Origin of the sequence: Pseudomonas sp. XWY-1, assembly GCF_002953115.1 — a bacterium.
Lineage (GTDB): Bacteria > Pseudomonadota > Gammaproteobacteria > Pseudomonadales > Pseudomonadaceae > Aquipseudomonas > Aquipseudomonas alloputida.
This window is the reverse complement of record NZ_CP026332.1, coordinates 5104133-5127077: the sequence shown is the minus strand read 5'-3', so window position 1 is coordinate 5127077 and position 22945 is coordinate 5104133. Positions and strand designations below refer to the sequence as shown.

Here is a 22945-nt window from a genome sequence, read left to right as displayed (position 1 = left end):
GCAGGCGTTCAGGCGCCCAGTTCGCGTACCAGCGAGTCGCGGGTGATCTCGCTGATCGACTTGGCACCGGTCAGCACCATGGCCACGCGCATTTCCTTTTCGAACAGCTCAAGCAGGTTTTTCACGCCGGCCTGGCCATGCACGGCAAGGGCGTAGAGGAAGGCGCGGCCGATCAGTACGGTGTCGGCACCCAGGGCAATCATGCGCACCACGTCCAGGCCACTGCGAATGCCCGAGTCGGCCAGAATCTTCAAGTCGCCTTTGACCGCGTCGGCAATCGCCGGCAGGGCGCGGGCGCTGGACAGCACGCCGTCGAGCTGGCGGCCGCCGTGGTTGGACACCACGATACCGTCGGCACCGAACTTGACCGCATCGCGGGCGTCATCGGCATCGAGAATGCCTTTGATGATCATCGGGCCGTCCCAGAACTCGCGGATCCACTCCAGGTCTTTCCAGGAAATGGACGGGTCGAAGTTGTTGCCCAGCCAGCCGATGTAGTCGGCAAGGCCGGTGGGGTTGCCACGGTATTTGGAGATGTTGCCCAGGTCATGCGGGCGCCCCATCACGCCCACGTCCCATGCCCACTCGGGGTGGGTCATGGCTTGCAGCACGCGGCGCAGCGGGCCGTTCTTGCCGCTCATGCCAGAGTGGGCGTCGCGGTAGCGGGCACCGGGTACGGGCATGTCCACGGTGAACACCAGGGTCTTGACGCCGGCGGCCTTGGCCCGCTCCAGGGCATTACGCATGAAGCCGCGGTCTTTGAGTACATACAGCTGGAACCACATCGGCCGGTTGATGGCGGGCGCCACTTCTTCGATCGGGCACACCGACACAGTCGACATGGTGAACGGGATGCCATGGGCGGCCGCCGCGCGTGCGGCCTGCACCTCGCCACGGCGGGCGTACATGCCGGTGAGGCCGACCGGGGCCAGGGCTACCGGCATGCTCAGGGTTTCGTCGAACAGCTTGGTTTCCAGGCTGAGCTCGGACATGTTGTTCAGCACGCGCTGGCGCAGGGCGATGCCGGCCAGGTCCGAGACGTTGTGGCGCAGGGTGTGCTCGGCGTAGGCGCCGCCGTCAGCGTAGTGGAACAGGAAGGGGGGCAGCTTGCGTTGGGCCGCGGCGCGATAGTCGGTAGAGGCAGAAATGATCATGGATTCTCGCAGCGTTGCTTGTGGGAGTGCCGGGCGCGCGACGGCGCCCGGCCCCTTTCACTTTAGTGATGAACCAGCATGCCGGTCAGCCAGTAAGCCTGGACCAGGGTGATCAGGCCGACGATGGTGGCAAAGAACAGGCTGTGCTTGACGGTGAAGCGGAACAGGTCGGATTCCTTGCCGACCAGGCCGGTAGCGGCGCAGGCCACGGCGATCGATTGCGGCGAGATCATCTTGCCGGTTACGCCGCCGCTGGTGTTGGCCGCCACCAGCAGGGTGTCGTTGACCCCGATCTGGTGCGCGGTGGTGGCCTGCAACGAGCTGAACAGGGCGTTGGACGAGGTGTCCGAGCCGGTCAGGAACACGCCCAGCCAGCCGAGGAACGGCGAGAAGAACGGGAACGCGGCGCCGGTACCGGCCAGCACCAGGGCCATGGTCGAAGACATGCCCGAGTAGTTGGTGACGAAGGCGAAGGCCAACACCATGCCGATCGACAGAATCGGCCAGCGCAGTTCCCAGAAGGTTTCTTTGAAAGTGGTAAGACCAGTTTTGAAGTTGATCTTCAGCACCGCCATCGAGATCAGCGCCGAGAGGAAGATCGCGGTGCCGGTGGCGGAGATCGGGTCCAGCTTGAACACCGCCGGCATGGCGGTCGGCGCGGCAACGATCGGTGCGGTCTTGATCACCAGCTGGTCGAGGTGCGGGATGGCGAAGTTGAACACGAAGTTGTACATCGCGCCGCCCGGAGCGAAAGCCGCCTTGAACGGCTTCAGGGTCCAGATGGTGACCAGCACGGTGAGGATCAGGAACGGCGACCAGGCCTTGAAGATCTCGCCAAAGCTGTACGGGCTAGGCTGGCTGCCGCTTGGCTGCACAACGGCTGCGCCGACACTGCCTTTGGCCTCGCTGAACGCACGCTTGGGCTGCCAGACTTTCAGGAACAGGGTAAGGCAGATCAGGCTGGCCAGTGCCGAGGTGATGTCTGGCAGTTCCGGGCCGATGAAGTTCGAGGTGAAGTACTGGGTGACGGCAAAGCTCAGGCCGGCGACCAGGGCGGCAGGCCAGGTTTCCTTCACGCCACGCAGGCCATCCATCATGAACACCAGCCAGAACGGCACGAACAGCGACAGCAGCGGCAGCTGGCGGCCGGTCATGGCGCCGATGTGGAAGGCGTCGATACCTGTGACCTGGCCGGCCACGATGATCGGGATGCCCAGGGCGCCGAAGGCCACTGGCGCGGTGTTGGCGATCAGGCACAAGCCGGCAGCGTACAGCGGGTTGAAGCCCAGGCCCACCAGCAGTGCGGCAGTGATGGCCACCGGTGCGCCAAAGCCTGCCGCACCTTCGAGGAAGGCGCCGAAGCAGAAGCCGATCAGCAGCACTTGCAGGCGCTGGTCGTCGGTAATCGACAGCACCGAGCTGCGGATCACTTCGAACTGGCCGCTCTTGACCGTGAGTTTGTACAGGAACACCGCGGCAACGATGATCCAGGCAATTGGCCAGAGGCCATAGAGGAAGCCGTAACCCGCGGCGGCGAGGGCCATGTCGACAGGCATCTGGAAGGCGAAGATCGCCACCAGGATCGACAGCGCGAGGGTGATGCTGCCCGCTACGTGGCCCTTGAGGCGGAACACGGCGAGGGCCAGGAAGAAGAACACGATAGGGATGACCGCCGCCAGTGCGGACAGGCCAAGACTACCAAGCGGGCTATAGAGTTGTTGCCAGGTTTGCATATGGGGTGGCCCCTAATTGTTGTTGGTCAGGCACTGGCATTGGATAATTGGTAAGACCAATTTACAATGGCTGGACGCTAGGTTAAAAGCGCTGCCGTGGGTGTGTCAATTTGTCCTGTGCAAAACTTTGGTCGCGTACCGATGAGCGGGCATCTGATGTGCTGGGAAAATCGCGGCTTGATGGGTGTTTGCGTGGCCTGGATCGGCGAGAATAGACACCCCCTGAAATTTGCCGGGGGTTTGTGGAGAGCATGTGATGGTTTTTGATCAGGTACGCCAACGGCGCCTGTCCGACGACATTGTCGATCGGCTGGAAGGGATGATTCTGGAAGGCACGCTGACCTCGGGGCAGCGGCTGCCGGCCGAGCGCGTCCTGGCCGAGCAGTTTGGTGTGTCCCGCCCGTCACTGCGTGAGGCGATCCAGAAGCTGGTGGCCAAGGGGCTGCTGGTCAGCCGTCAGGGCGGGGGCAATTTTGTGGCGGAGTCGTTGGGGTCCACCTTCAGCGACCCGTTGCTGCAGTTGCTCGAGCACAGTGCCGAAGCGCAGCGTGACCTGCTCGAGTTCCGCCATACCCTGGAGGCGTCCTGCGCCTATTACGCTGCCCAGCGTGCCACCGAGCCGGACCGGGCACGGTTGAAGGCGGCCTTCGATGCGCTGCAGGACTGCTATGCCAGGGTCGATGAGGTGACCCGTGCGGAGGAGGGCGCGGCTGATGCGCGCTTCCATCTGGCGATCGCTGAGGCCAGCCATAACGCGGTGTTGCTGCACACCATCCGGGGGTTGTTCGACCTGCTCAAGCGTAACGTGGTGACCAACATCGGCGGCATGTACCAGCAGCGCACCGAAACCCGGGACATGCTGATCAGCCAGCACCGGGAACTGTACCTGGCGATTGTCGAGGGTAGGGCGGAGGATGCGCGAGAGGTGTCCAGCCGGCACATTTTGTATGTGCAGGAGGTGCTGCATGAGGCGCACGAAGAAGCGCAGCGGGTGGCGCGGGCAGAGCGGCGCAGCGGGCGCTGAAACTTTTATGGGCAGTACCGGCCTCTTCGCGGGCAAGCCCGCTCCCACAGGATAGGCGCCGGGCTTGAATCTGGTGCCCTTCCTGTGGGGCGGGCGTGCCCGCGAAGAGGTCGCTCCCACAGGATAGGCGCCGGGCTTGAATCTGGTGCCCTTCCTGTGGGGCGGGCGTGCCCGCGAAGAGGTCGCTCCCACAGGATAGGCGCCGGGCTTGAATCTGGTGCCATTCCTGTGGGGCGGGCGTGCCCGCGAAGAGGCCGCTCCCACAGGATAGGCGCCGGGCTTGAATCTGGTGCCATTCCTGTGGGAGCGGGCTTGCCCGCGAAGAGGCCGGAACAGGCTGAAGAGTCGTTACTCTTCCTTGCCCTTGTTCCGCACAGCCCGCTGCAGCTCGCGGTTGGAATCGCGTTCGCGCATGGTGTCGCGCTTGTCGAATTCCTTCTTGCCCTTGCCCAGTGCGATTTCGCACTTGATCAGGTGCTTGCTCCAGTACAGCGCCAAAGCCACACAGGTGTAGCCTTTTTGCGCCACGGCCGCTTCCACGCGCTCGAGCTCGCGCTTGTTCAGCAGCAGCTTGCGGGTGCGTGTAGGGTCGGCGATGACGTGGGTGCTGGCCGTGGTCAGCGGGGTGATGTGGCTGCCGAACAGCCAGGCCTCACCGTCCTTGAGCAGCACGTAGCTGTCAGTCAGGTGCGCCTTGCCGGCTCGCAGGCTTTTTACTTCCCAGCCGGACAGGACCAGCCCGGCCTCGAACTTGTGTTCGATGAAGTAATCGTGTCGCGCTTTCTTGTTTTGCGCGATGGTCCCGGTCGGATGTTTTTTTTGCTTAGCCATAGGGGCGGCATTATAGGCAAGTCCGCGCGTCGTCCGCTATGGGATTTCGGTGTGCTTGAGCCACTGGAATGAATACCGGACAATACAAACCCTGTCATACGCACAGAACCTGTTTTCGGCACGCTGCGAAGCGCCGCCACCCAGCCTTGGAAGTGACGCCTGGATGACTACCCATATTCAACGCTCCGCCCTGCTGCCATACCCCGCCCAGGCGCTTTACGATCTGGTCAACGATGTGGCCAGCTACCCTGAGTTTTTACCGTGGTGCTCGGCCTCGACGGTGATCGAAACCAGCGATACACACATGCGTGCCAAGCTCGAAGTGGCCAAGGGTGGCATGAGCCAGCACTTCGTGACGCGTAATGTGCTGGTGCCGGGGCAGTCCATCGAAATGAACCTCGAAGAAGGGCCGTTCACCCAGCTGCATGGTGTTTGGGTGTTCAAGGCGCTGGGTGAAAAAGCCTGCAAGATCAGCCTGGACCTGTCCTTCGATTACGCTGGGCCGATTGTGCGCGCCACGTTGGGCCCGCTGTTCAATCAGGCGGCCAACACACTGGTCGATGCGTTCTGTCAGCGTGCCAAGCAATTGAATGCCTGACGGATAAGGCGCAAACAAAAAGCCCGGACCAGGTCCGGGCTTTTTTGCATCTGCTGTTCCCGCTTAGCGGGTTTCCAGCGGTGCCGGGGTCGGGACCGGGGTGGTCTCGATGGTGTCGATCTCGCGCTGGATGGACTCTTCGGTCGAACCAGGCTTGGCCGGTTTTTCTTCAGGTTGCGCTGCCGGCTGCTCGGTCTGGCCTGGCTCGGTGGCCGGGCTGACGGTGGTATCGCTGCTGCCGCCGAGGATTTCCTGATCGCGGCTGACGCCTGGCATGAAGTCGCCAGACAGGCTGACCAGTTGATCGCTTTCGTTGAAAAATACACTCATGCGTTCTTGCTGGCGCTTACCGCCACCAGGCTGCAGGCTGTACAGGTAATCCCAACGATTGGTGTTGAAGGTGTCCTGAATAAGCGGGTTGCCCATGATAAACCTTACTTGCCGGCGGGTCATTCCCGGGCGTAATTGGTCTATCATGTCTTGCGTGACGACATTGCCCTGCTGGATGTCGATTTTGTAAACCCCGGGAAACGAGCAACCGGCGAGTGCGAGCAGTCCCACTAGGGTGAGGCTGGTTAGCAAGAGCTTGGTGTTTTGCATCGGTGGGCGACTTCCACTATCTTGGCTGGACAACGTAAACCCCGATCATACCCGTATTAAGAGAAGCTGCGAAGCAGCATCGGCGAGAAAGCTGACCATGGTTGAAAATAGCGAATTGCGCAAAGCCGGTCTCAAGGTGACCCTGCCTCGAGTCAAGATCCTTCAGATGCTCGACTCTACCGAGCAGCGTCACATGAGTGCAGAGGATGTCTACAAGGCGCTGATGGAGGCTGGCGAGGATGTAGGCCTGGCCACCGTCTATCGCGTGCTGACCCAGTTCGAGGCGGCGGGTCTGGTGGTTCGCCACAACTTCGACGGCGGTCATGCAGTGTTCGAGCTGGCCGATGGCGGTCACCACGACCACATGGTGAACGTGGATACCAGTGAAGTCATCGAATTCATGGATGCCGAAATCGAGAAGCGCCAGCGCGAAATCGTGGCCGAGCATGGCTTCGAGCTGGTGGACCACAATCTGGTCCTGTACGTGCGTAAGAAGAAGTAACGATTTTTCGTTATGGATAGCAAAGGCGACCTTCGGGTCGCCTTTGTGCTTTCTGGGGCTGAAAGATGTGTTGTCCGTGCCGGCCTCTTCGCGGGCGCGCCCGCTCCCACAGGTACACCTCAGGTTTCAGATCCTGTGATCACCCTGTGGGAGCGGGCGTGCCCGCGAATCGTCCTGGAAAAGCAAGGCTCAGGCCTTGCCGCTCACCACCATCTTGCGCGCATGCGCCAAAGATTCCTTGGTCAGGTCGATACCGCCGAGCATCCGCGCCACTTCTTCCACGCGCTCACGCTTGCCAAGGCTAGCCACGGCGGTGTGGGTAGTGTCGCTGTTGCGCACCTTGTGCACGAACAGATGGTGATGCCCCTGCGCCGCCACCTGCGGCAGGTGGGTCACGGTCAGTACCTGGCCGCGCTCGCCCAGGCGCCGCAGCAGTTGGCCGACGATTTCTGCCGTTGGCCCGCCAATGCCCACGTCGACTTCGTCGAACACCAGGGTAGGAATGCGCGAGGTCTGCGCGGTAATGACCTGGATCGCCAGGCTGATACGCGACAGTTCGCCACCCGACGCCACCTTCGCCAGGGCCTTGAGCGGCTGGCCAGGGTTGGCACTGACCAGCAGTTCGATCTGCTCCAGGCCATGGGGTGACAGTTCGGAGCCTTCGTTCGCTGTCAGTTCGATGCAGAAGCGCCCGCCAGGCATGCCCAGGCGCTGGATTTCCTGCTCCACCGCGCCTGCCAGCTGCTGCGCTGCTTGCTGGCGCAGGTCGCTGAGTTCGCGTGCCTTCTCTTTATAGTGCTGGGCGTAGGCGGCAAGCTCTTCGCCCAGCCGCTCGATCGACTCGTCACTGGCGTTAAGGCCTTCCAGCTCCTCCATCAGTTGCTGTTGCAGGTGGGGCAGTTCGGTGGGGTGCACCCGGTGTTTGCGCGCCAGGGTGTAGATGGTGTCCAGGCGCTCCTCCAGGGCTTGCAGGCGCATCGGGTCGGCGTCGAAGTTGTCGAGGAAGCGGTTGAGTTCGCCCACGGCTTCCTCGACCTGAATCTGCGCGCTGGCGATCAGGTTGGCCGCTTCGCTCAGCGCCTTGGGCGAGTTGGTGGCGGCACCCAGGCGGTTGAGGCTGGAGGTGAGGGCGCTCAGCACATTGCCCGAATCACTCTCGCTGCACTGGTCGATGACCTGGCGGCAGATGCCGAACAGGGCTTCGGCGCTGGTCAGGTTCTTGTGTTCCTGCTCCAGCTGCTCCAGTTCGTGCTCGCCCAGGCCGAGGTTGTCCAGTTCTTCCAACTGGTAACTGAGCAACTGGTGGCGGGCGCGCTGCTCGTCGCCCGAGTTGGACAGGCGCTCCAGCTCCAGGCGGGTCTGGTTCCAGCGCTTGGCTGCAAGCTGTACCTGGCGGGCCAGGTCGACGGCGCCGGCATACTCGTCAAGCAGGCGACGGTGGGTGTCGGTCTTGAGCAGGGACTGGTGCTCGTGCTGGCTGTGGATATCGATCAGCAGTTCGCCCAGCGCCTTGAGGTCGCCGAGGGGGCAGGGCGTGCCGTTGATGTAACCGCGGCTGCGGCCTTCGGCGGTAATCACCCGGCGCAAGATGCACAGGCCTTCGTTGTCCAGGTCGCGCTCGGCCAGCCAGGCGTGCGCTTCGGGAATGTCCACCAGGTCGAAGGTGGCCAGGATGTCCGCCTTGTCGGTGCCGGGGCGCACCACGCCGCTGTCGGCACGGTCGCCCAGGGCAAGGCCGAGGGCGTCGAGCATGATCGATTTGCCGGCGCCGGTCTCGCCAGTGATGACGGACATGCCACGGGCGATTTCGAGGTCGAGGTGCTCGACGATGGCGTAGTTGTGAATGGACAGGTGCACCAGCATGGGGTCGGCTCCCGGAAATCAGGTCTGGTTATTTATACAGTACTTTTTTCGGGCCTGCCAATGCCCCTTCGCAGATTCTGTTGCAGCCTTGAAAACCACCTTGCCCCTTGAACCTGGTTTTTCCGGCCCCATATAGCCGACATCCAAGGCGAGCCTGGCTCGCAGTCCACAAAATTGCGCAGGAGAGACCCCATGGCTGATGAGCAGCTGAACGAGAAAGACCTTAACGTGGAAGAAACCGGTGCAGGCAATGCAGCTGATACCCGTGTTCTGGAGCTCGAGGAACAGCTGGCCGCAGCCAAGGACCAGGCGCTGCGCGCCGTTGCCGACCTGCAGAACGTACGCCGTCGTGCCGAGCAGGATGTGGAGAAAGCCCACAAGTTCGCCCTGGAGAAGTTCTCCAGCGACTTGCTGCCGGTGATCGACAGCCTGGAACTGGCCCTGGCTCACTCCAGTGCCGACGATGAGCACGTCAAGCAGATCCGCGAGGGTGTCGAGCTGACCCTGAAGATGTTCCAGGACACCCTCAAGCGCTACAACCTTGAAGCCGTCGACCCGCACGGCCAGCCGTTCAACCCTGAGCACCACCAGGCCATGGCCATGCAGGAAAACGCCGAGGTCGAGCCAAACAGCGTGTTGAACGTGTTCCAGAAGGGTTACCTGCTGAACGGCCGCCTGCTGCGCCCCGCCATGGTGGTGGTCAGCAAAGCGCCGAGCGCGGCGCAACCCTCGATCAATGAAAAGGCTTGAAATCCTTCGGGGCATCCCCATCTAGGTGTCAAGCCTTCAAGTATTACCGCAGTTGGCCAAAGTAGTCGCTGCTACCAAATTCAAGTTTCGGGAGAGTTAACATGGGTAAAATCATCGGTATCGACCTGGGGACCACCAACTCGTGCGTCTCCATTCTGGAAAACGGTAACGTCAAAGTCATCGAAAACGCCGAAGGTGCGCGTACTACCCCTTCGATCGTGGCCTACGCCAACGATGGCGAAATCCTGGTTGGCCAGTCGGCCAAGCGCCAGGCGGTCACCAACCCGCACAACACCCTGTTCGCAGTGAAGCGCCTGATTGGCCGCCGCTTCGAAGAAGATGTCGTGCAGAAAGACATCAAGCTGGTGCCGTACAAGATCGTCAAGGCGAACAACGGTGACGCCTGGGTCGAGGCTGCTGGCAAGGAAATGGCTCCGCCGCAGATCAGCGCCGAAGTCCTGAAGAAAATGAAAAAGACCGCCGAAGACTACCTCGGCGAGCCAGTCACCGAAGCGGTCATCACCGTTCCGGCCTACTTCAACGACAGCCAGCGTCAGGCGACCAAAGACGCCGGCCGCATCGCTGGCCTGGACGTAAAACGCATCATCAACGAGCCGACTGCCGCTGCACTGGCTTACGGTATGGACAAGGCCAAGGGCGACCACACCGTCATCGTTTATGACCTGGGTGGTGGTACCTTCGACGTTTCGGTCATCGAAATCGCCGAAGTCGACGGTGAGCACCAGTTCGAAGTACTGGCTACCAACGGCGACACCTTCCTGGGTGGCGAAGACTTCGACATGCGCCTGATCGACTACCTTGTCGACGAGTTCAAGAAAGAGTCGGGCATGGACCTGAAGAACGATCCTCTGGCCCTGCAGCGTCTGAAAGAAGCCGCAGAAAAAGCCAAGATCGAGCTGTCGTCCGCTCAGTCGACCGACGTCAACCTGCCGTACATCACTGCAGATGCCACCGGTCCTAAGCACCTGAACGTGAAGATCTCCCGCGCCAAGCTGGAGTCGCTGGTCGAAGACCTGGTCAAGCGTACCATCGAGCCTTGCCGCATCGCCCTGAAAGACGCCGGCATCGACGCCAGCAAGATCGACGACGTGATCCTGGTCGGTGGTCAGACCCGCATGCCGCTGGTGCAGAAAGAAGTGGCCGACTTCTTCGGTAAAGAAGCGCGCAAGGACGTCAACCCGGACGAAGCGGTTGCCATGGGTGCTGCCATCCAGGGTGCGGTACTGGCCGGTGACGTGAAAGACGTACTGCTGCTGGACGTCAGCCCGCTGACCCTGGGTATCGAAACCATGGGCGGCGTGATGACCGCGCTGATCGAGAAGAACACCACCATCCCGACCAAGAAGTCGCAGGTGTTCTCGACTGCCGACGACAACCAGAGCGCCGTGACCATTCACGTGCTGCAAGGTGAGCGTAAGCAGGCTGCGCAGAACAAGTCGCTGGGCAAGTTCGACCTGGCTGACATTCCGCCAGCACCGCGCGGCGTGCCGCAAATCGAAGTGACCTTCGACATCGACGCCAACGGCATCCTGCACGTAGGTGCGAAAGACAAGGCCACCGGCAAGACTCAGTCGATCGTGATCAAGGCCAACTCCGGCCTGTCGGACGAAGAGATCGAGCGCATGGTGCGTGACGCCGAGGCCAACGCCGAGGAAGACCGCAAGTTCGAAGAGCTGGCTGCTGCCCGTAACCAGGGTGACGCGCTGGTACACTCGACCCGCAAGATGGTCGCTGATGCAGGTGACAAGGTTACCGCTGAAGAGAAAACCGCCATCGAGGCCGCCGTTGTTGCCCTGGAAGCCGCTGTCAAAGGCGACGACAAGGCTGCCATCGACGCCAAGGTTGAAGAGCTGTCCAAGGTCTCTGCCCCGGTTGCCCAGAAGATGTACGCCGAGCAGTCGGCTGAACAGCCTCAGGGTGGCGCGCAGCAGGCCGAGCCGGAAGCCAAGCACGATGACGTGGTTGACGCCGAGTTCGAAGAAGTGAAAGACAACAACAAGCAGTAATCCCTGCATGTTGTCGGCCAGTTCCCCGTCGTTTGCCGGTGAGCTGGTAGGATGTCGCCGCGCGGGGGCTTGCTCCCGCGTTGGCGTATCTGGAATTCGAGAATTTTTACAGCATCTGTCAGTGGCTCTTAATGGGTAGCAGGCGGGTGCTGATGGCGTGGCGCAGATGCCACACGCCCAACAAGGTGCAAATGACCTATGTCCAAGCGTGATTATTATGAGGTCCTGGGTGTCGAGCGCGGCGCCACTGAAGCGGACCTCAAGAAGGCTTACCGCCGTTTGGCGATGAAATATCACCCGGACCGCAACCCGGGCGATAAAGAATCGGAAGACAAGTTCAAGGAGGCCAACGAGGCCTACGAAGTGCTGTCAGACGCGAGCAAGCGTGCGGCCTTCGACCAGTATGGCCATGCAGGTGTCGACCCAAGCATGGGTGGCGGTGGTGCCGGCTTTGGTGGTGCCAACTTCTCCGACATCTTCGGCGATGTGTTCAGCGACTTCTTCGGCGGCGGTGGTCGCGGTGGTGGTCGAGGCGGTGCCCAGCGCGGCAGCGACCTGCGCTACACCCTGGAGCTGAACCTGGAAGAAGCGGTGCGTGGCACCACGGTCAGTATCCGCGTGCCCACCCTGGTCAACTGCCAGCCGTGCGACGGTTCCGGTGCCAAGAAGGGGTCGACCCCGTCGACCTGCCCGACCTGTGGCGGCATCGGCCAGGTGCGCATGCAGCAAGGCTTCTTCTCGGTGCAGCAGACCTGCCCGCGCTGCCATGGCCAAGGCAAGATCATTACCGACCCGTGCACTTCGTGCCATGGTGAAGGTCGTGTCGAGGAATACAAGACGCTGTCGGTCAAGGTGCCGGCAGGTGTCGATACCGGCGACCGCATCCGTCTGTCGGGTGAGGGCGAGGCCGGTACTCATGGTGGCCCGACTGGCGACCTGTACGTGGTGATCAGCGTGCGTGAGCACGAGATTTTCCAGCGCGACGGCAAGCATTTGTACTGTGAAGTGCCGATCAGCTATACCGATGCTGCCTTGGGTGGCGAGCTGGAAGTGCCGACCCTGGATGGTCGCGTGAAGCTGAAGATTCCGGAAGGCACCCAGACCGGCAAGCAGTTCCGTCTGCGTGGCAAGGGCGTTGCCCCGGTGCGTGGTGGTGGTGCGGGTGACCTGCTGTGCCGTGTGGCCGTAGAAACCCCGGTCAATCTCAGTCGCCGTCAGCGCGAGCTGCTCGAAGAGCTGCGTGATTCGCTGGAAGGTGACAGTTCCCACTCGCCCAAGGCCAGCGGCTGGTTCGATGGTGTGAAGCGCTTCTTCGGCGATCTTTGACAAGGAACAGGTTATGCGACGTATTGCAGTGATGGGCGCGGCGGGTCGGATGGGCAAAACCCTCATCGAAGCCGTGCAACAAACCCCGGGCGCGGGGCTGACTGCGGCGATCGATCGCCCTGACAGCTCGTTGGTCGGGGCTGATGCCGGAGAGCTGGCGGCACTTGGCCGAATTGGCGTGCTGTTGTCCGACGACCTGGCCAAGGTTGCCGACGAGTTCGATGTGCTGATCGATTTCACTCATCCCTCGGTGACCCTGAAAAACCTCGCGTTCTGCCGCAAGCATGGCAAGGCGATGATCATCGGCACGACCGGTTTTACAGTCGAAGAGAAGCAGTTGTTGGCTGAGGCTGGCAAGGACATTCCAATCGTGTTCGCCGCCAACTTCAGCGTGGGTGTCAACCTTAGCCTCAAGCTGCTGGATATGGCTGCGCGGGTGCTGGGCGATGATGTCGATATCGAAATCATCGAGGCGCACCACCGGCACAAGGTCGATGCGCCGTCGGGTACTGCACTGCGCATGGGTGAAGTGGTTGCCAATGCGCTGGGCCGTGATCTGCAGGAAGTGGCCGTGTATGGCCGTGAAGGGCAAACCGGCGCGCGTGATCGCAAAACCATCGGTTTCGCCACCGTGCGTGCCGGCGATGTGGTGGGCGATCACACCGTGTTGTTCGCTGCCGAAGGCGAGCGCCTGGAAATCACCCACAAGGCCTCCAGCCGCATGACCTTCGCCAAGGGTGCCGTGCGTGCGGCGCTGTGGCTGGACGGGCGTGAGCCGGGGCTGTACGACATGCAGGATGTGCTTGAGCTGCGTTAAGCCGTGAGTGTGGTGTGGGCTTCTTCGCGGGCTTGCCCGCTCCCACAGCTGCGGCGTTGCTCTTGGGCTGGTGCGATCCCTGTGGAAGCGCACCAGCCCGCGTAGAAGCCAAAACAGATGTCAGTCTGTCGCATTGATGTGTTTTAGAGACACATCCGCGGTAGACCGAAAACACACTTTTCTGTAAGCTACAGCTTTAGTGTGTCCACTAAAAGCGCGCAGCGAATTGAATTCAGCACATGAAAGCGGGGTGACGTGTCCATACGTCACTCCGCTTTTTTGCAACCTGCGATCGCCCTTTCATGCTTGATTTACGGGAGGTCTTCTTGACAAAGCCAGCCATACTCGCCCTTGCCGACGGCAGTATTTTCCGCGGTGAAGCCATCGGTGCCGACGGTCAGACCGTTGGTGAGGTGGTATTCAACACCGCTATGACCGGCTACCAGGAAATCCTTACAGACCCTTCCTACGCGCAGCAAATCGTTACCCTGACCTACCCGCACATCGGCAACACCGGTACTACCCCGGAAGACGCCGAGTCGAACCGCGTCTGGTCCGCTGGCCTGGTCATCCGTGACCTGCCGCTGCTGGCCAGCAACTGGCGTAACACCCAGTCGCTGCCTGAATACCTCAAGGCCAACAACGTCGTCGCCATCGCCGGCATCGACACCCGTCGCCTGACCCGTATCCTGCGTGAAAAGGGCGCCCAGAACGGCTGCATTCTGGCGGGTGACAACATCAGCGAAGAAGCTGCCATCGCTGCTGCCCGCGGCTTCCCGGGCCTGAAGGGCATGGACCTGGCCAAGGTCGTCTCCACCAAGGAACGTTACGAGTGGCGCTCCAGTGTGTGGGAGCTGAAAACCGACAGCCACCCGACCATCGACGCTGCCGACCTGCCGTACCACGTGGTTGCCTTCGACTATGGCGTCAAGCTGAACATCCTGCGCATGCTGGTGGCCCGCGGCTGCCGCGTGACCGTGGTACCAGCCCAGACCCCGGCCAGCGAAGTGCTGGCACTCAACCCGGACGGCGTGTTCCTGTCCAACGGCCCTGGTGACCCTGAGCCGTGCGACTACGCGATCCAGGCGATCAAGGAAATCCTCGAAACCGAGATTCCGGTATTCGGCATCTGTCTCGGCCACCAGCTGCTGGCCCTGGCTTCCGGCGCCAAGACCGTAAAAATGGGCCACGGCCACCACGGTGCCAACCACCCGGTCCAGGACCTGGATACCGGTGTGGTCATGATCACCAGCCAGAACCACGGCTTCGCCGTTGACGAGGCGACCCTGCCGGGTAACGTTCGCGCCATTCACAAGTCGCTGTTCGACGGCTCCCTGCAGGGTATCGAGCGTACCGACAAGAGCGCGTTCAGCTTCCAGGGCCACCCTGAAGCGAGCCCGGGCCCGACCGACGTCGCGCCTCTGTTCGATCGTTTCACCGATGCCATGGCCAAGCGCCGCTGAGCATCCTGCTTCAAGGCCCCGGGCCGGCACACGCCGCGCCCGGCAGCGCCTGACCCAGATTGTTCAAAGCGGCTTGCCGACTGACCCCGGATTTGAGTGACCACCATGCCAAAACGTACAGACATCAAAAGCATCCTGATTCTCGGCGCTGGCCCGATCGTGATCGGCCAGGCCTGCGAATTCGACTACTCCGGCGCCCAGGCCTGTAAAGCCCTGCGCGAGGAAGGTTTCCGCGTCATCCTGGTGAACTCCAACCCAGCCACCATCATGACCGACCCGGCCATGGCCGACGCCACCTACATCGAGCCGATCAAGTGGCAATCGGTGGCCAAGATCATCGAGAAAGAGCGCCCGGACGCCGTGCTGCCGACCATGGGTGGCCAGACCGCCCTGAACTGCGCCCTGGACCTGGAGCGCCACGGCGTTCTGGAGAAGTTCGGCGTGGAGATGATCGGTGCCAACGCTGACACCATCGACAAGGCCGAAGACCGTTCGCGCTTCGACAAGGCCATGAAGGACATCGGCCTGGAGTGCCCGCGCTCCGGTATCGCCCACAGCATGGAAGAGGCCAATGCGGTCCTCGAGAAGCTCGGCTTCCCATGCATCATTCGCCCGTCGTTCACCATGGGCGGCACCGGCGGCGGTATCGCTTACAACCGTGAAGAGTTCGAAGAAATCTGCACCCGTGGTCTGGACCTGTCGCCGACCAAAGAGCTGCTGATCGACGAATCGCTGATCGGCTGGAAGGAATACGAGATGGAGGTGGTCCGCGACAAGAAGGACAACTGCATCATCGTCTGCTCGATCGAAAACTTCGACCCGATGGGTGTGCACACCGGTGACTCGATCACTGTTGCCCCGGCACAGACCCTGACCGACAAGGAATACCAGATCATGCGCAACGCCTCGCTGGCGGTGCTGCGTGAAATCGGTGTGGAAACCGGCGGTTCCAACGTCCAGTTCGGCATTTGCCCGAACACCGGCCGCATGGTCGTCATCGAGATGAACCCGCGCGTGTCGCGTTCGTCCGCCCTGGCCTCCAAGGCCACCGGCTTCCCGATCGCCAAGATCGCCGCCAAGCTGGCCATTGGTTACACCCTCGACGAGCTGCAGAACGACATCACTGGCGGTCGCACCCCGGCGTCCTTCGAGCCGTCGATCGACTACGTCGTCACCAAGCTGCCACGCTTCGCCTTCGAGAAATTCCCGAAAGCCGACGCCCGCCTGACCACCCAGATGAAATCCGTGGGTGAAGTCATGGCCATCGGCCGTACTTTCCAGGAGTCCCTGCAGAAAGCCCTGCGCGGCCTGGAAGTCGGCGCCTGCGGCCTCGACCCGAAAGTCGACCTGGCCAGCCCGGAAGCCGCCAGCATCCTCAAGCGCGAACTGACCGTGCCGGGTGCCGAGCGTATCTGGTATGTGGCTGACGCCATGCGTTCGGGTATGACCTGCGAAGAAATCTTCAATCTGACCGGCATCGACATGTGGTTCCTGGTGCAGATGGAAGACCTGATCAAGGAAGAAGAGAAGGTCAAGACCTTGGCCCTGTCGGCAATCGACAAGGACTACATGCTGCGCCTCAAGCGCAAGGGCTTCTCGGACCAGCGCCTGGCAGTACTGCTGGGTATCACCGACAAGAACCTGCGTCGCCACCGCCACAAGCTGGAAGTGTTCCCGGTGTACAAGCGCGTCGACACCTGCGCCGCCGAGTTCGCCACCGACACCGCCTACCTGTACTCCACCTACGAGGAAGAGTGCGAGGCCAATCCGTCGACCCGCGACAAGATCATGATCCTGGGTGGCGGCCCGAACCGTATCGGCCAAGGTATCGAGTTCGACTACTGCTGCGTACACGCCGCCCTGGCGCTGCGTGAAGACGGTTACGAGACCATCATGGTCAACTGCAACCCGGAAACCGTCTCCACCGACTACGACACTTCCGACCGCCTGTACTTCGAGCCGTTGACCCTGGAAGACGTGCTGGAAGTCTGCCGCGTCGAGAAGCCGAAGGGCGTGATCGTTCACTACGGCGGCCAGACCCCGCTGAAGCTGGCCCGCGCTCTGGAAGAAGCTGGCGTGCCGATCATCGGTACCAGCCCTGACGCCATCGACCGCGCCGAAGACCGTGAGCGCTTCCAGCAGATGGTTCAGCGCCTGAGCCTGCTGCAGCCGCCAAACGCCACTGTGCGCAGCGAAGAAGAAGCCATCCGTGCTGCCGGCAGCATTGGCTACCCGCTGGTCGTGCGTCCGTCCTACGTGCTGGGCGGCCGTGCCATGGAGATCGTCTACGAGCTGGACGAGCTCAAGCGCTACCTGCGTGAAGCGGTACAAGTGTCGAACGACAGCCCGGTACTGCTCGACCACTTCCTCAACTGCGCCATCGAGATGGACGTGGATGCGGTGTGCGACGGCACCGACGTGGTCATCGGCGCGATCATGCAGCACATCGAGCAGGCCGGCGTACACTCCGGCGACTCGGCGTGCTCGCTGCCACCTTACTCGCTGAGCAAGGAAGTGCAGGACGAAGTCCGCGTTCAGGTCAAGAAAATGGCGCTGGAGCTGGGCGTAGTCGGCCTGATGAACGTGCAGCTGGCCCTGCAGGGCGACAAGATCTACGTGATCGAAGTCAACCCGCGTGCCTCGCGTACCGTACCGTTCGTGTCCAAGTGCATCGGCACGTCCCTGGCGATGATCGCAGCCCGTGTCATGGCGGGTAAAACCCTGAAAGAGCTGGGCTTCACCCAGGAAATCATCCCGAACTTCTACAGCGTGAAGGAAGCCGTCTTCCCGTTCGCCAAGTTCCCAGGGGTTGACCCGATCCTCGGCCCTGAGATGAAATCGACCGGTGAAGTCATGGGTGTCGGTGACAGCTTCGGTGAAGCCTTCGCCAAAGCCCAGATGGGGGCCAGCGAAGTGCTGCCGACTGGCGGTACCGCGTTCATCAGCGTGCGCGACGACGACAAGCCACAAGTGGCCGGCGTTGCCCGCGACCTGATCGCCCTGGGCTTCGAAGTGGTTGCCACTGCCGGCACCGCCAAGGTTATCGAGGCGGCTGGCCTGAAAGTGCGCCGTGTGAACAAAGTGACCGAAGGTCGCCCTCACGTGGTCGACATGATCAAGAACGACGAAGTGTCGCTGATCATCAACACCACCGAAGGTCGCCAGTCGATCGCCGACTCCTACTCGATTCGTCGCAATGCGCTGCAGCACAAGATTTACTGCACCACTACCATTGCGGCTGGTGAAGCCATCTGCGAAGCGCTGAAATTCGGTCCGGAAAAGACCGTTCGTCGCTTGCAGGATCTGCATGCAGGACTGAAAGCATGAGCATTACCAAATACCCGATGACCGTCCAGGGCGCTCGCGCCCTGGAAGAAGAGCACCTGTTCCTGAGCAAGACCGAGCGCCCGCGCCTGAGTCAGGCCATTGGTGAAGCACGTGAGCTGGGTGACCTCAAGGAAAACGCCGAATACCATGCCGCCCGTGAGGAGCAGGGCATGGTCGAAGCGCGTATCCGTGATATCGAAGGCCGTCTGCAGAATTCGGTGGTCATCGATGTGACCACCATCCCTCACACCGGCAAGGTGATTTTCGGTACCACCGTGGTACTGGCCAACACCGAAACCGATGAAGAGGTGACCTACCAGATCGTTGGCGAGGATGAAGCTGACGTTAAGCAGGGCAAGCTGTCGAGCGGCGCACCCATTGCCCGTGCCATCATCGGCAAGGAAGAAGGTGATACTGTCGTCGTCAAGACGCCTAGTGGCACGGTCGAGTACGAGATTGTCGAAGTCAAGCACATCTGACCGACGCCTGCGGGCGCCGTCCCTCGAGGGGATCCTCTGGCAACTGGCCCAGGTTTTCTGGGTCGGTGGCCTGTGGGTGTTCCATGTAGGGCTGGTGCCTGCGCTCAAGGTCAGTGGCCTGGCCCCGCTGCTGGTGCAGGATATCGCCGGGCAGATCGACCGCTGGTTGATCGGCGTGGCGTTGCTTGGCTTGTTGACCCAGCTGGCAGTGCTGGCGAGGGTGGACGGCCTGGCGGCCTGGTGGCGGCAGTTCCGCGGCCAGATGCTGTTGCTCGGCTTCGGTGCCTGCGTGGGGTATTACACCTTGCGCTACGGTATTTCCGTGGGCGAGCGCTGGCAGATGTTCTGCTTCCTGGTGCTGGGTTTTTCCGGCATCGTGCTGGTGGCCCAGCCGGTACCGGTCAGGGCGCGGTCACCGCGCCACTGATCGGAGCTACCGTTACTTGTAACGGTGGATGTTGGACAGCTGCTTGTTCGGCTGTGGGTTCTTGCGGTAGATCAGGGCTTTCTTGCCGATGGTCTGCACCAGCTCGGCACGGCCGGCCTTGCACAGCTCGGCGATGGTCTCGGCGCGTTCTTCGCGGTCTTCCGAGCGAATCTCGACCTTGATCAGCTCATGGTCGACCAGAGCGCGCTCCAGTTCGGCGATCACGCCTTCATTCAAACCGTTGCCAGCAACGATCAGGACCGGCTTCAGGTCATGACCAATGGACTTGTATTGCTTCTTCTGCTCGTTATTGAGCGGCATAATCTGACCCTTTCCGTCTGATTCTGTAAAATTGACCGGCATTTTACCCGAGGGCCACCGGCTCCGCCCAGTCAATCACGACGCATATCATCGAGGTGCCCCGTGGTACAACGTTCCAAAAGCAGCGCAAACTGGCTGCGAGAGCATTTCAACGACCCTTTTGTGAAGCAGGCGCAGAAGGATGGGTATCGCTCGCGTGCGAGCTACAAACTGCTGGAGATCCAGGAGAAGGACCGCCTTATCCGCCCAGGCATGAGCGTGATCGACCTCGGCGCGGCCCCTGGTGGCTGGTCTCAGGTGACCAGTCGTCTGATTGGTGGCCAGGGTCGCCTGATCGCTTCCGACATTCTGGAAATGGACTCGATCGCCGACGTGACCTTCATTCAGGGGGACTTCACCCACGACGAAGTGCTGCAGCGCATTCTCGAAGCGGTCGGCGATTCGCATGTAGACCTTGTGATTTCCGACATGGCCCCCAATATGAGTGGTACGCCCGCGGTGGACATTCCGCGTGCCATGTTCCTCTGCGAGCTGGCCCTCGATCTGGCGACCCGCGTACTCAAGCCCGGGGGCGACTTCCTGATCAAGATTTTCCAGGGCGAAGGTTTTGACGTGTACCTGAAGGACGTGCGCAGCAAGTTCGACAAGGTGCAAATGCGCAAGCCATCGTCGTCACGGGACCGTTCCCGCGAGCAATACCTGTTGGGCAGGGGCTTCAAAGGGTAATGAAAGGTGTGAAGCGGGGTGGTCGATAGTTAATTCCAATCGGCCACTGCGTCAGGATCGTCCGAACTTCGTGTAGTCTAGCTTTCACAAAGGGTTACAGACGGTGCCTGCGGCTGCGTAGGTAATGTAGTAAGTTAGGGCGATGAATATCATGCGAGGCACGGCTGCGTCGTGCGCCGGCCTCAGAGGGTAGCTAATTGAACGACATGGCAAAGAATCTGATCCTGTGGTTGATCATCGCAGCTGTCCTGGTGACAGTGATGAACAACTTCTCCAGCCCTAACGAGCCGCAGACCCTCAACTACTCCGACTTCATCCAGCAGGTCAAGGATGGCAAGGTCGAGCGTGTGACCGTCGATGGCTACATCATTACTGGCAAGCGCACCGATGGCGACAACTTCAAGACTGTGCGCCCGGCCATCACCGACAATGGTCTGATCGGCGATCTGGTCGACAACCACGTGGTCGTCGAAGGCAAGCAGCCTGAGCAACAGAGCATCTGGACGCAGTTGCTGGTGGCGAGCTTCCCGATCCTGGTGATCATTGCCGTGTTCATGTTCTTCATGCGCCAGATGCAAGGGGGCGCGGGCGGCAAGGGCGGGCCGATGAGCTTCGGCAAGAGCAAGGCGCGCCTGCTGTCCGAAGACCAGGTCAAGACCACGCTGGCTGACGTTGCGGGCTGCGACGAGGCCAAGGAAGAGGTTGGCGAGCTGGTCGAGTTCCTGCGCGATCCGGGCAAGTTCCAGCGCCTGGGTGGCCGTATCCCGCGCGGTGTGCTGATGGTCGGCCCACCCGGTACCGGTAAGACCCTGCTGGCCAAGGCTATCGCGGGCGAGGCGAAAGTACCGTTCTTCACCATTTCCGGTTCGGACTTCGTGGAAATGTTCGTGGGTGTCGGTGCCAGCCGTGTGCGCGACATGTTCGAGCAGGCCAAGAAGCACGCCCCGTGCATCATCTTCATCGACGAAATCGACGCCGTTGGTCGCCATCGTGGCGCCGGCATGGGCGGCGGTCACGACGAGCGTGAGCAAACCCTCAACCAGTTGCTGGTGGAGATGGACGGCTTCGAGATGAACGATGGCATCATCGTCATCGCCGCCACCAACCGTCCGGATGTGCTCGACCCTGCGCTGCTGCGCCCCGGCCGCTTCGACCGCCAGGTGGTGGTTGGCCTGCCGGACATTCGTGGTCGTGAGCAGATCCTCAAGGTGCACATGCGCAAGGTGCCGATCGGCGAGAACGTCAACCCGGCGGTCATCGCGCGGGGTACCCCAGGCTTCTCCGGCGCCGACCTGGCCAACCTGGTCAACGAGGCTTCGCTGTTTGCCGCGCGTTCCAACAAGCGCCTGGTCGAAATGAAAGAGTTCGAGCTGGCCAAGGACAAGATCATGATGGGCGCTGAGCGCAAGACCATGGTCATGTCCGAAAAGGAAAAGAGAAACACGGCCTATCACGAGGCTGGCCACGCCATTGTCGGTCGCCTGGTGCCTGAGCACGACCCGGTCTACAAGGTTTCGATCATCCCGCGTGGTCGTGCCTTGGGTGTGACCATGTTCCTGCCGGAAGAAGACCGCTACAGCCTCTCCAAGCGTGCGCTGATCAGCCAGATCTGCTCGCTGTATGGCGGCCGTATCGCCGAGGAGATGACCTTGGGCTTCGATGGCGTGACCACCGGCGCGTCCAACGACATCATGCGCGCCAGCCAGCTCGCTCGTAACATGGTGACCAAATGGGGCCTGTCCGAGAAGCTCGGCCCGCTGATGTATGCAGAGGAAGAGGGCGAGGTGTTCCTCGGCCGCAGTGCCGGTAGCCAGCATGCCAGCGTGTCCGGCGAGACTGCCAAATTGATCGACTCCGAGGTGCGCAGCATCATCGATCAGTGCTATGCCACTGCCAAGCAGTTGCTGATCGACAACCGCGACAAGCTCGAGGCGATGACCGAAGCGCTGATGAAGTACGAGACCATCGATGCCGATCAGATTGACGACATCATGGCTGGGCGCACACCTCGTGAGCCACGTGATTGGGACGATGACAAGCACTCGGGCACGCCTGCGGCCCAGGATGAGCGTCCGGAATCGCCAATCGGCGGCCCAGCGGCTGAACACTAAGGGCATCTATGAGCTCAGTGCAGTACCCCACCCGGTTGCCTTGCGGCAGCCGGGTTCTTGATTTGTCGCATACCCATGTCATGGGTATTCTCAATATCACCCCCGATTCCTTCTCCGATGGCGGTCGCTTCAGTCAGCGCGACGAGGCCCTGCGCCACGCCGAAGCGATGGTTGCCGCCGGCGCAACGCTGATCGATATCGGTGGCGAGTCCACGCGCCCGGGTGCGCGTGCAGTCTCGGTGACCGAGGAGCTGGAGCGTGTGGCGCCAATGGTCGAGGCCATCAACAGTCGCCTCGACGTGGTCATTTCGGTCGATACCTCCACGCCTGCTGTCATGCGTGAAGCCGCGCGCCTGGGGGCCGGGCTGATCAACGACGTGCGGGCCCTGGAGCGCGATGGCGCCCTGGACGCTGCGGCGGATACCGGTCTGCCGGTGTGCCTCATGCACATGCGTGGCGAGCCAGGCAACATGCAGGACGATCCGCAGTACCAGGACGTGACCGCCGACGTCACCCGTTATCTTGAACAGCGGATGGCCGCCTGCGCAGCAGCGGGCATCGACGCTGATAGAATCATCCTTGACCCAGGCTTCGGTTTCGCCAAGACGCTGGCGCACAATCTGAGCCTGTTCAAGCACATGGAAGCGCTCTATCGCCTTGGGCGCCCACTGCTGGTGGGCGTTTCACGAAAGAGCATGATCGGCCTGACGCTGGAACGTCCGGTCGGCGAGCGCTTGTACGGCAGCCTTGCGCTGGCGGCGTTGGCCATGACCAAAGGGGCGAGCATCCTTCGGGTACATGACGTGGCCGAAACCGTTGATGTGGTACGCATGATCGCTGCGGTGCAAAACGCCGAATAAGAACAT

General features: G+C 61.6%; 20 protein-coding genes. 14 read left to right on the top strand and 6 right to left on the bottom strand.

Translation table 11 applies throughout. The features are described from left to right. Positions 1 to 8: 8 nt before the first annotated feature. Positions 9 to 1154 (bottom strand): FMN-dependent L-lactate dehydrogenase LldD, encoded by a 1146-nt coding sequence (gene lldD / locus PRJ_RS23980; protein WP_003249907.1) that lies wholly within the window; start codon positions 1152 to 1154, stop codon positions 9 to 11. A 62-nt stretch (positions 1155 to 1216) separates the two neighbouring features. Next, entirely contained in the window at positions 1217 to 2887 is a 1671-nt protein-coding gene (locus PRJ_RS23975) for a lactate permease LctP family transporter (RefSeq protein ID WP_010955372.1), read from the bottom strand. Between the two features lie 256 nt (positions 2888 to 3143). Here PRJ_RS23975 and PRJ_RS23970 point away from each other — a divergent pair, with 256 nt between their 5' ends. After that, a complete protein-coding gene (locus PRJ_RS23970; protein ID WP_010955371.1) occupies positions 3144 to 3911 on the top strand; it encodes an FCD domain-containing protein in 768 nt (255 codons plus the stop codon). Positions 3912 to 4259: 348 nt separating this feature from the next. Here the strand turns inward: PRJ_RS23970 and smpB are convergent, their stop codons facing one another. Further along, positions 4260 to 4742 (bottom strand): SsrA-binding protein SmpB, encoded by a 483-nt coding sequence (gene smpB / locus PRJ_RS23965; RefSeq protein WP_003249914.1) that lies wholly within the window; start codon positions 4740 to 4742, stop codon positions 4260 to 4262. 163 nt (positions 4743 to 4905) lie between these two features. On the opposite strand from smpB, the gene PRJ_RS23960 reads away from it, so the two are divergent. Continuing rightward, positions 4906 to 5340 (top strand): type II toxin-antitoxin system RatA family toxin, encoded by a 435-nt coding sequence (locus PRJ_RS23960; protein WP_014592414.1) that lies wholly within the window; start codon positions 4906 to 4908, stop codon positions 5338 to 5340. A 63-nt stretch (positions 5341 to 5403) separates the two neighbouring features. On the opposite strand, the gene PRJ_RS23955 is transcribed toward PRJ_RS23960, so the two are convergent. Beyond that, a complete protein-coding gene (locus tag PRJ_RS23955; RefSeq protein ID WP_010955369.1) occupies positions 5404 to 5940 on the bottom strand; it encodes an outer membrane protein assembly factor BamE in 537 nt (178 codons plus the stop codon). Positions 5941 to 6037: 97 nt separating this feature from the next. Here PRJ_RS23955 and fur point away from each other — a divergent pair, with 97 nt between their 5' ends. Next, positions 6038 to 6442 (top strand): ferric iron uptake transcriptional regulator, encoded by a 405-nt coding sequence (gene fur, locus PRJ_RS23950; protein WP_003249922.1) that lies wholly within the window; start codon positions 6038 to 6040, stop codon positions 6440 to 6442. Positions 6443 to 6631: 189 nt separating this feature from the next. On the opposite strand, the gene recN is transcribed toward fur, so the two are convergent. Further along, positions 6632 to 8305, bottom strand: a complete 1674-nt coding sequence (gene recN / locus PRJ_RS23945; RefSeq protein WP_104962589.1) for a DNA repair protein RecN — start codon at positions 8303 to 8305, stop codon at positions 6632 to 6634. Positions 8306 to 8497: 192 nt separating this feature from the next. Between recN and grpE the strand changes: the two genes are divergently transcribed. The 8 genes from grpE (at position 8498) to PRJ_RS23905 (ending at position 18921) form a co-directional block, all read left to right on the top strand. Beyond that, complete coding sequence (grpE, locus tag PRJ_RS23940) at positions 8498 to 9055, top strand: nucleotide exchange factor GrpE (protein ID WP_010955367.1); 558 nt, start codon at positions 8498 to 8500, stop codon at positions 9053 to 9055. Between the two features lie 101 nt (positions 9056 to 9156). Continuing rightward, complete coding sequence (dnaK, locus tag PRJ_RS23935; RefSeq protein ID WP_010955366.1) at positions 9157 to 11082, top strand: molecular chaperone DnaK; 1926 nt, start codon at positions 9157 to 9159, stop codon at positions 11080 to 11082. A 198-nt stretch (positions 11083 to 11280) separates the two neighbouring features. Continuing rightward, a complete protein-coding gene (gene dnaJ, locus PRJ_RS23930) occupies positions 11281 to 12408 on the top strand; it encodes a molecular chaperone DnaJ (protein ID WP_010955365.1) in 1128 nt (375 codons plus the stop codon). A 13-nt stretch (positions 12409 to 12421) separates the two neighbouring features. Then, on the top strand, positions 12422 to 13225 hold the full coding sequence (gene dapB, locus PRJ_RS23925; RefSeq protein ID WP_003249933.1) for a 4-hydroxy-tetrahydrodipicolinate reductase: 804 nt from the start codon (positions 12422 to 12424) through the stop codon (positions 13223 to 13225). A 326-nt stretch (positions 13226 to 13551) separates the two neighbouring features. Further along, the gene (carA, locus tag PRJ_RS23920) at positions 13552 to 14688 is read left to right on the top strand and encodes a glutamine-hydrolyzing carbamoyl-phosphate synthase small subunit (protein WP_104962588.1); all 1137 of its coding nucleotides are present in this window, start codon (positions 13552 to 13554) and stop codon (positions 14686 to 14688) included. A 105-nt stretch (positions 14689 to 14793) separates the two neighbouring features. After that, positions 14794 to 18015 carry a carbamoyl-phosphate synthase large subunit gene (gene carB / locus PRJ_RS23915; protein WP_010955363.1) on the top strand — a complete coding sequence of 1074 codons (3222 nt, stop codon included), beginning with the start codon at positions 14794 to 14796 and terminating at the stop codon, positions 18013 to 18015. Between the two features lie 2 nt (positions 18016 to 18017). Then, on the top strand, positions 18018 to 18494 hold the full coding sequence (gene greA, locus PRJ_RS23910) for a transcription elongation factor GreA (RefSeq protein WP_024717413.1): 477 nt from the start codon (positions 18018 to 18020) through the stop codon (positions 18492 to 18494). Beyond that, on the top strand, positions 18472 to 18921 hold the full coding sequence (locus PRJ_RS23905) for a hypothetical protein (RefSeq protein WP_012053750.1): 450 nt from the start codon (positions 18472 to 18474) through the stop codon (positions 18919 to 18921). Before greA ends, PRJ_RS23905 begins: the two co-directional genes overlap by 23 nt. 12 nt (positions 18922 to 18933) lie before the next feature. On the opposite strand, the gene yhbY is transcribed toward PRJ_RS23905, so the two are convergent. After that, positions 18934 to 19242 (bottom strand): ribosome assembly RNA-binding protein YhbY, encoded by a 309-nt coding sequence (yhbY, locus tag PRJ_RS23900; RefSeq protein ID WP_003249945.1) that lies wholly within the window; start codon positions 19240 to 19242, stop codon positions 18934 to 18936. Between the two features lie 102 nt (positions 19243 to 19344). Between yhbY and rlmE the strand changes: the two genes are divergently transcribed. The 3 genes from rlmE to folP all read left to right on the top strand — a co-directional run bounded on the left by rlmE (position 19345) and on the right by folP (position 22939). Further along, entirely contained in the window at positions 19345 to 19968 is a 624-nt protein-coding gene (gene rlmE / locus PRJ_RS23895) for a 23S rRNA (uridine(2552)-2'-O)-methyltransferase RlmE (protein WP_003249947.1), read from the top strand. Between the two features lie 206 nt (positions 19969 to 20174). Beyond that, entirely contained in the window at positions 20175 to 22079 is a 1905-nt protein-coding gene (ftsH, locus tag PRJ_RS23890) for an ATP-dependent zinc metalloprotease FtsH (RefSeq protein WP_012053749.1), read from the top strand. A gap of 8 nt (positions 22080 to 22087) precedes the next feature. Continuing rightward, a complete protein-coding gene (gene folP / locus PRJ_RS23885; protein ID WP_010955359.1) occupies positions 22088 to 22939 on the top strand; it encodes a dihydropteroate synthase in 852 nt (283 codons plus the stop codon). Positions 22940 to 22945 lie beyond the last annotated feature (6 nt).

Excerpts from the sequence above, each read along its gene's own strand:
- dnaK (WP_010955366.1), top strand. The coding sequence starts at position 9,157 with ATGGGTAAAATCATCGGTATCGACCTGGGGACCACCAACTCGTGCGTC.
- carB (WP_010955363.1), top strand. The coding sequence starts at position 14,794 with ATGCCAAAACGTACAGACATCAAAAGCATCCTGATTCTCGGCGCTGGC.
- dnaJ (WP_010955365.1), top strand. The coding sequence starts at position 11,281 with ATGTCCAAGCGTGATTATTATGAGGTCCTGGGTGTCGAGCGCGGCGCC.
- ftsH (WP_012053749.1), top strand. The coding sequence starts at position 20,175 with ATGGCAAAGAATCTGATCCTGTGGTTGATCATCGCAGCTGTCCTGGTG.
- recN (WP_104962589.1), bottom strand. The coding sequence starts at position 8,305 with ATGCTGGTGCACCTGTCCATTCACAACTACGCCATCGTCGAGCACCTC.
- PRJ_RS23960 (WP_014592414.1), top strand. The coding sequence starts at position 4,906 with ATGACTACCCATATTCAACGCTCCGCCCTGCTGCCATACCCCGCCCAG.
- dapB (WP_003249933.1), top strand. The coding sequence starts at position 12,422 with ATGCGACGTATTGCAGTGATGGGCGCGGCGGGTCGGATGGGCAAAACC.
- PRJ_RS23970 (WP_010955371.1), top strand. The coding sequence starts at position 3,144 with ATGGTTTTTGATCAGGTACGCCAACGGCGCCTGTCCGACGACATTGTC.
- PRJ_RS23955 (WP_010955369.1), bottom strand. The coding sequence starts at position 5,940 with ATGCAAAACACCAAGCTCTTGCTAACCAGCCTCACCCTAGTGGGACTG.
- lldD (WP_003249907.1), bottom strand. The coding sequence starts at position 1,154 with ATGATCATTTCTGCCTCTACCGACTATCGCGCCGCGGCCCAACGCAAG.
- folP (WP_010955359.1), top strand. The coding sequence starts at position 22,088 with ATGAGCTCAGTGCAGTACCCCACCCGGTTGCCTTGCGGCAGCCGGGTT.
- PRJ_RS23975 (WP_010955372.1), bottom strand. The coding sequence starts at position 2,887 with ATGCAAACCTGGCAACAACTCTATAGCCCGCTTGGTAGTCTTGGCCTG.
- grpE (WP_010955367.1), top strand. The coding sequence starts at position 8,498 with ATGGCTGATGAGCAGCTGAACGAGAAAGACCTTAACGTGGAAGAAACC.
- fur (WP_003249922.1), top strand. The coding sequence starts at position 6,038 with ATGGTTGAAAATAGCGAATTGCGCAAAGCCGGTCTCAAGGTGACCCTG.
- smpB (WP_003249914.1), bottom strand. The coding sequence starts at position 4,742 with ATGGCTAAGCAAAAAAAACATCCGACCGGGACCATCGCGCAAAACAAG.
- yhbY (WP_003249945.1), bottom strand. The coding sequence starts at position 19,242 with ATGCCGCTCAATAACGAGCAGAAGAAGCAATACAAGTCCATTGGTCAT.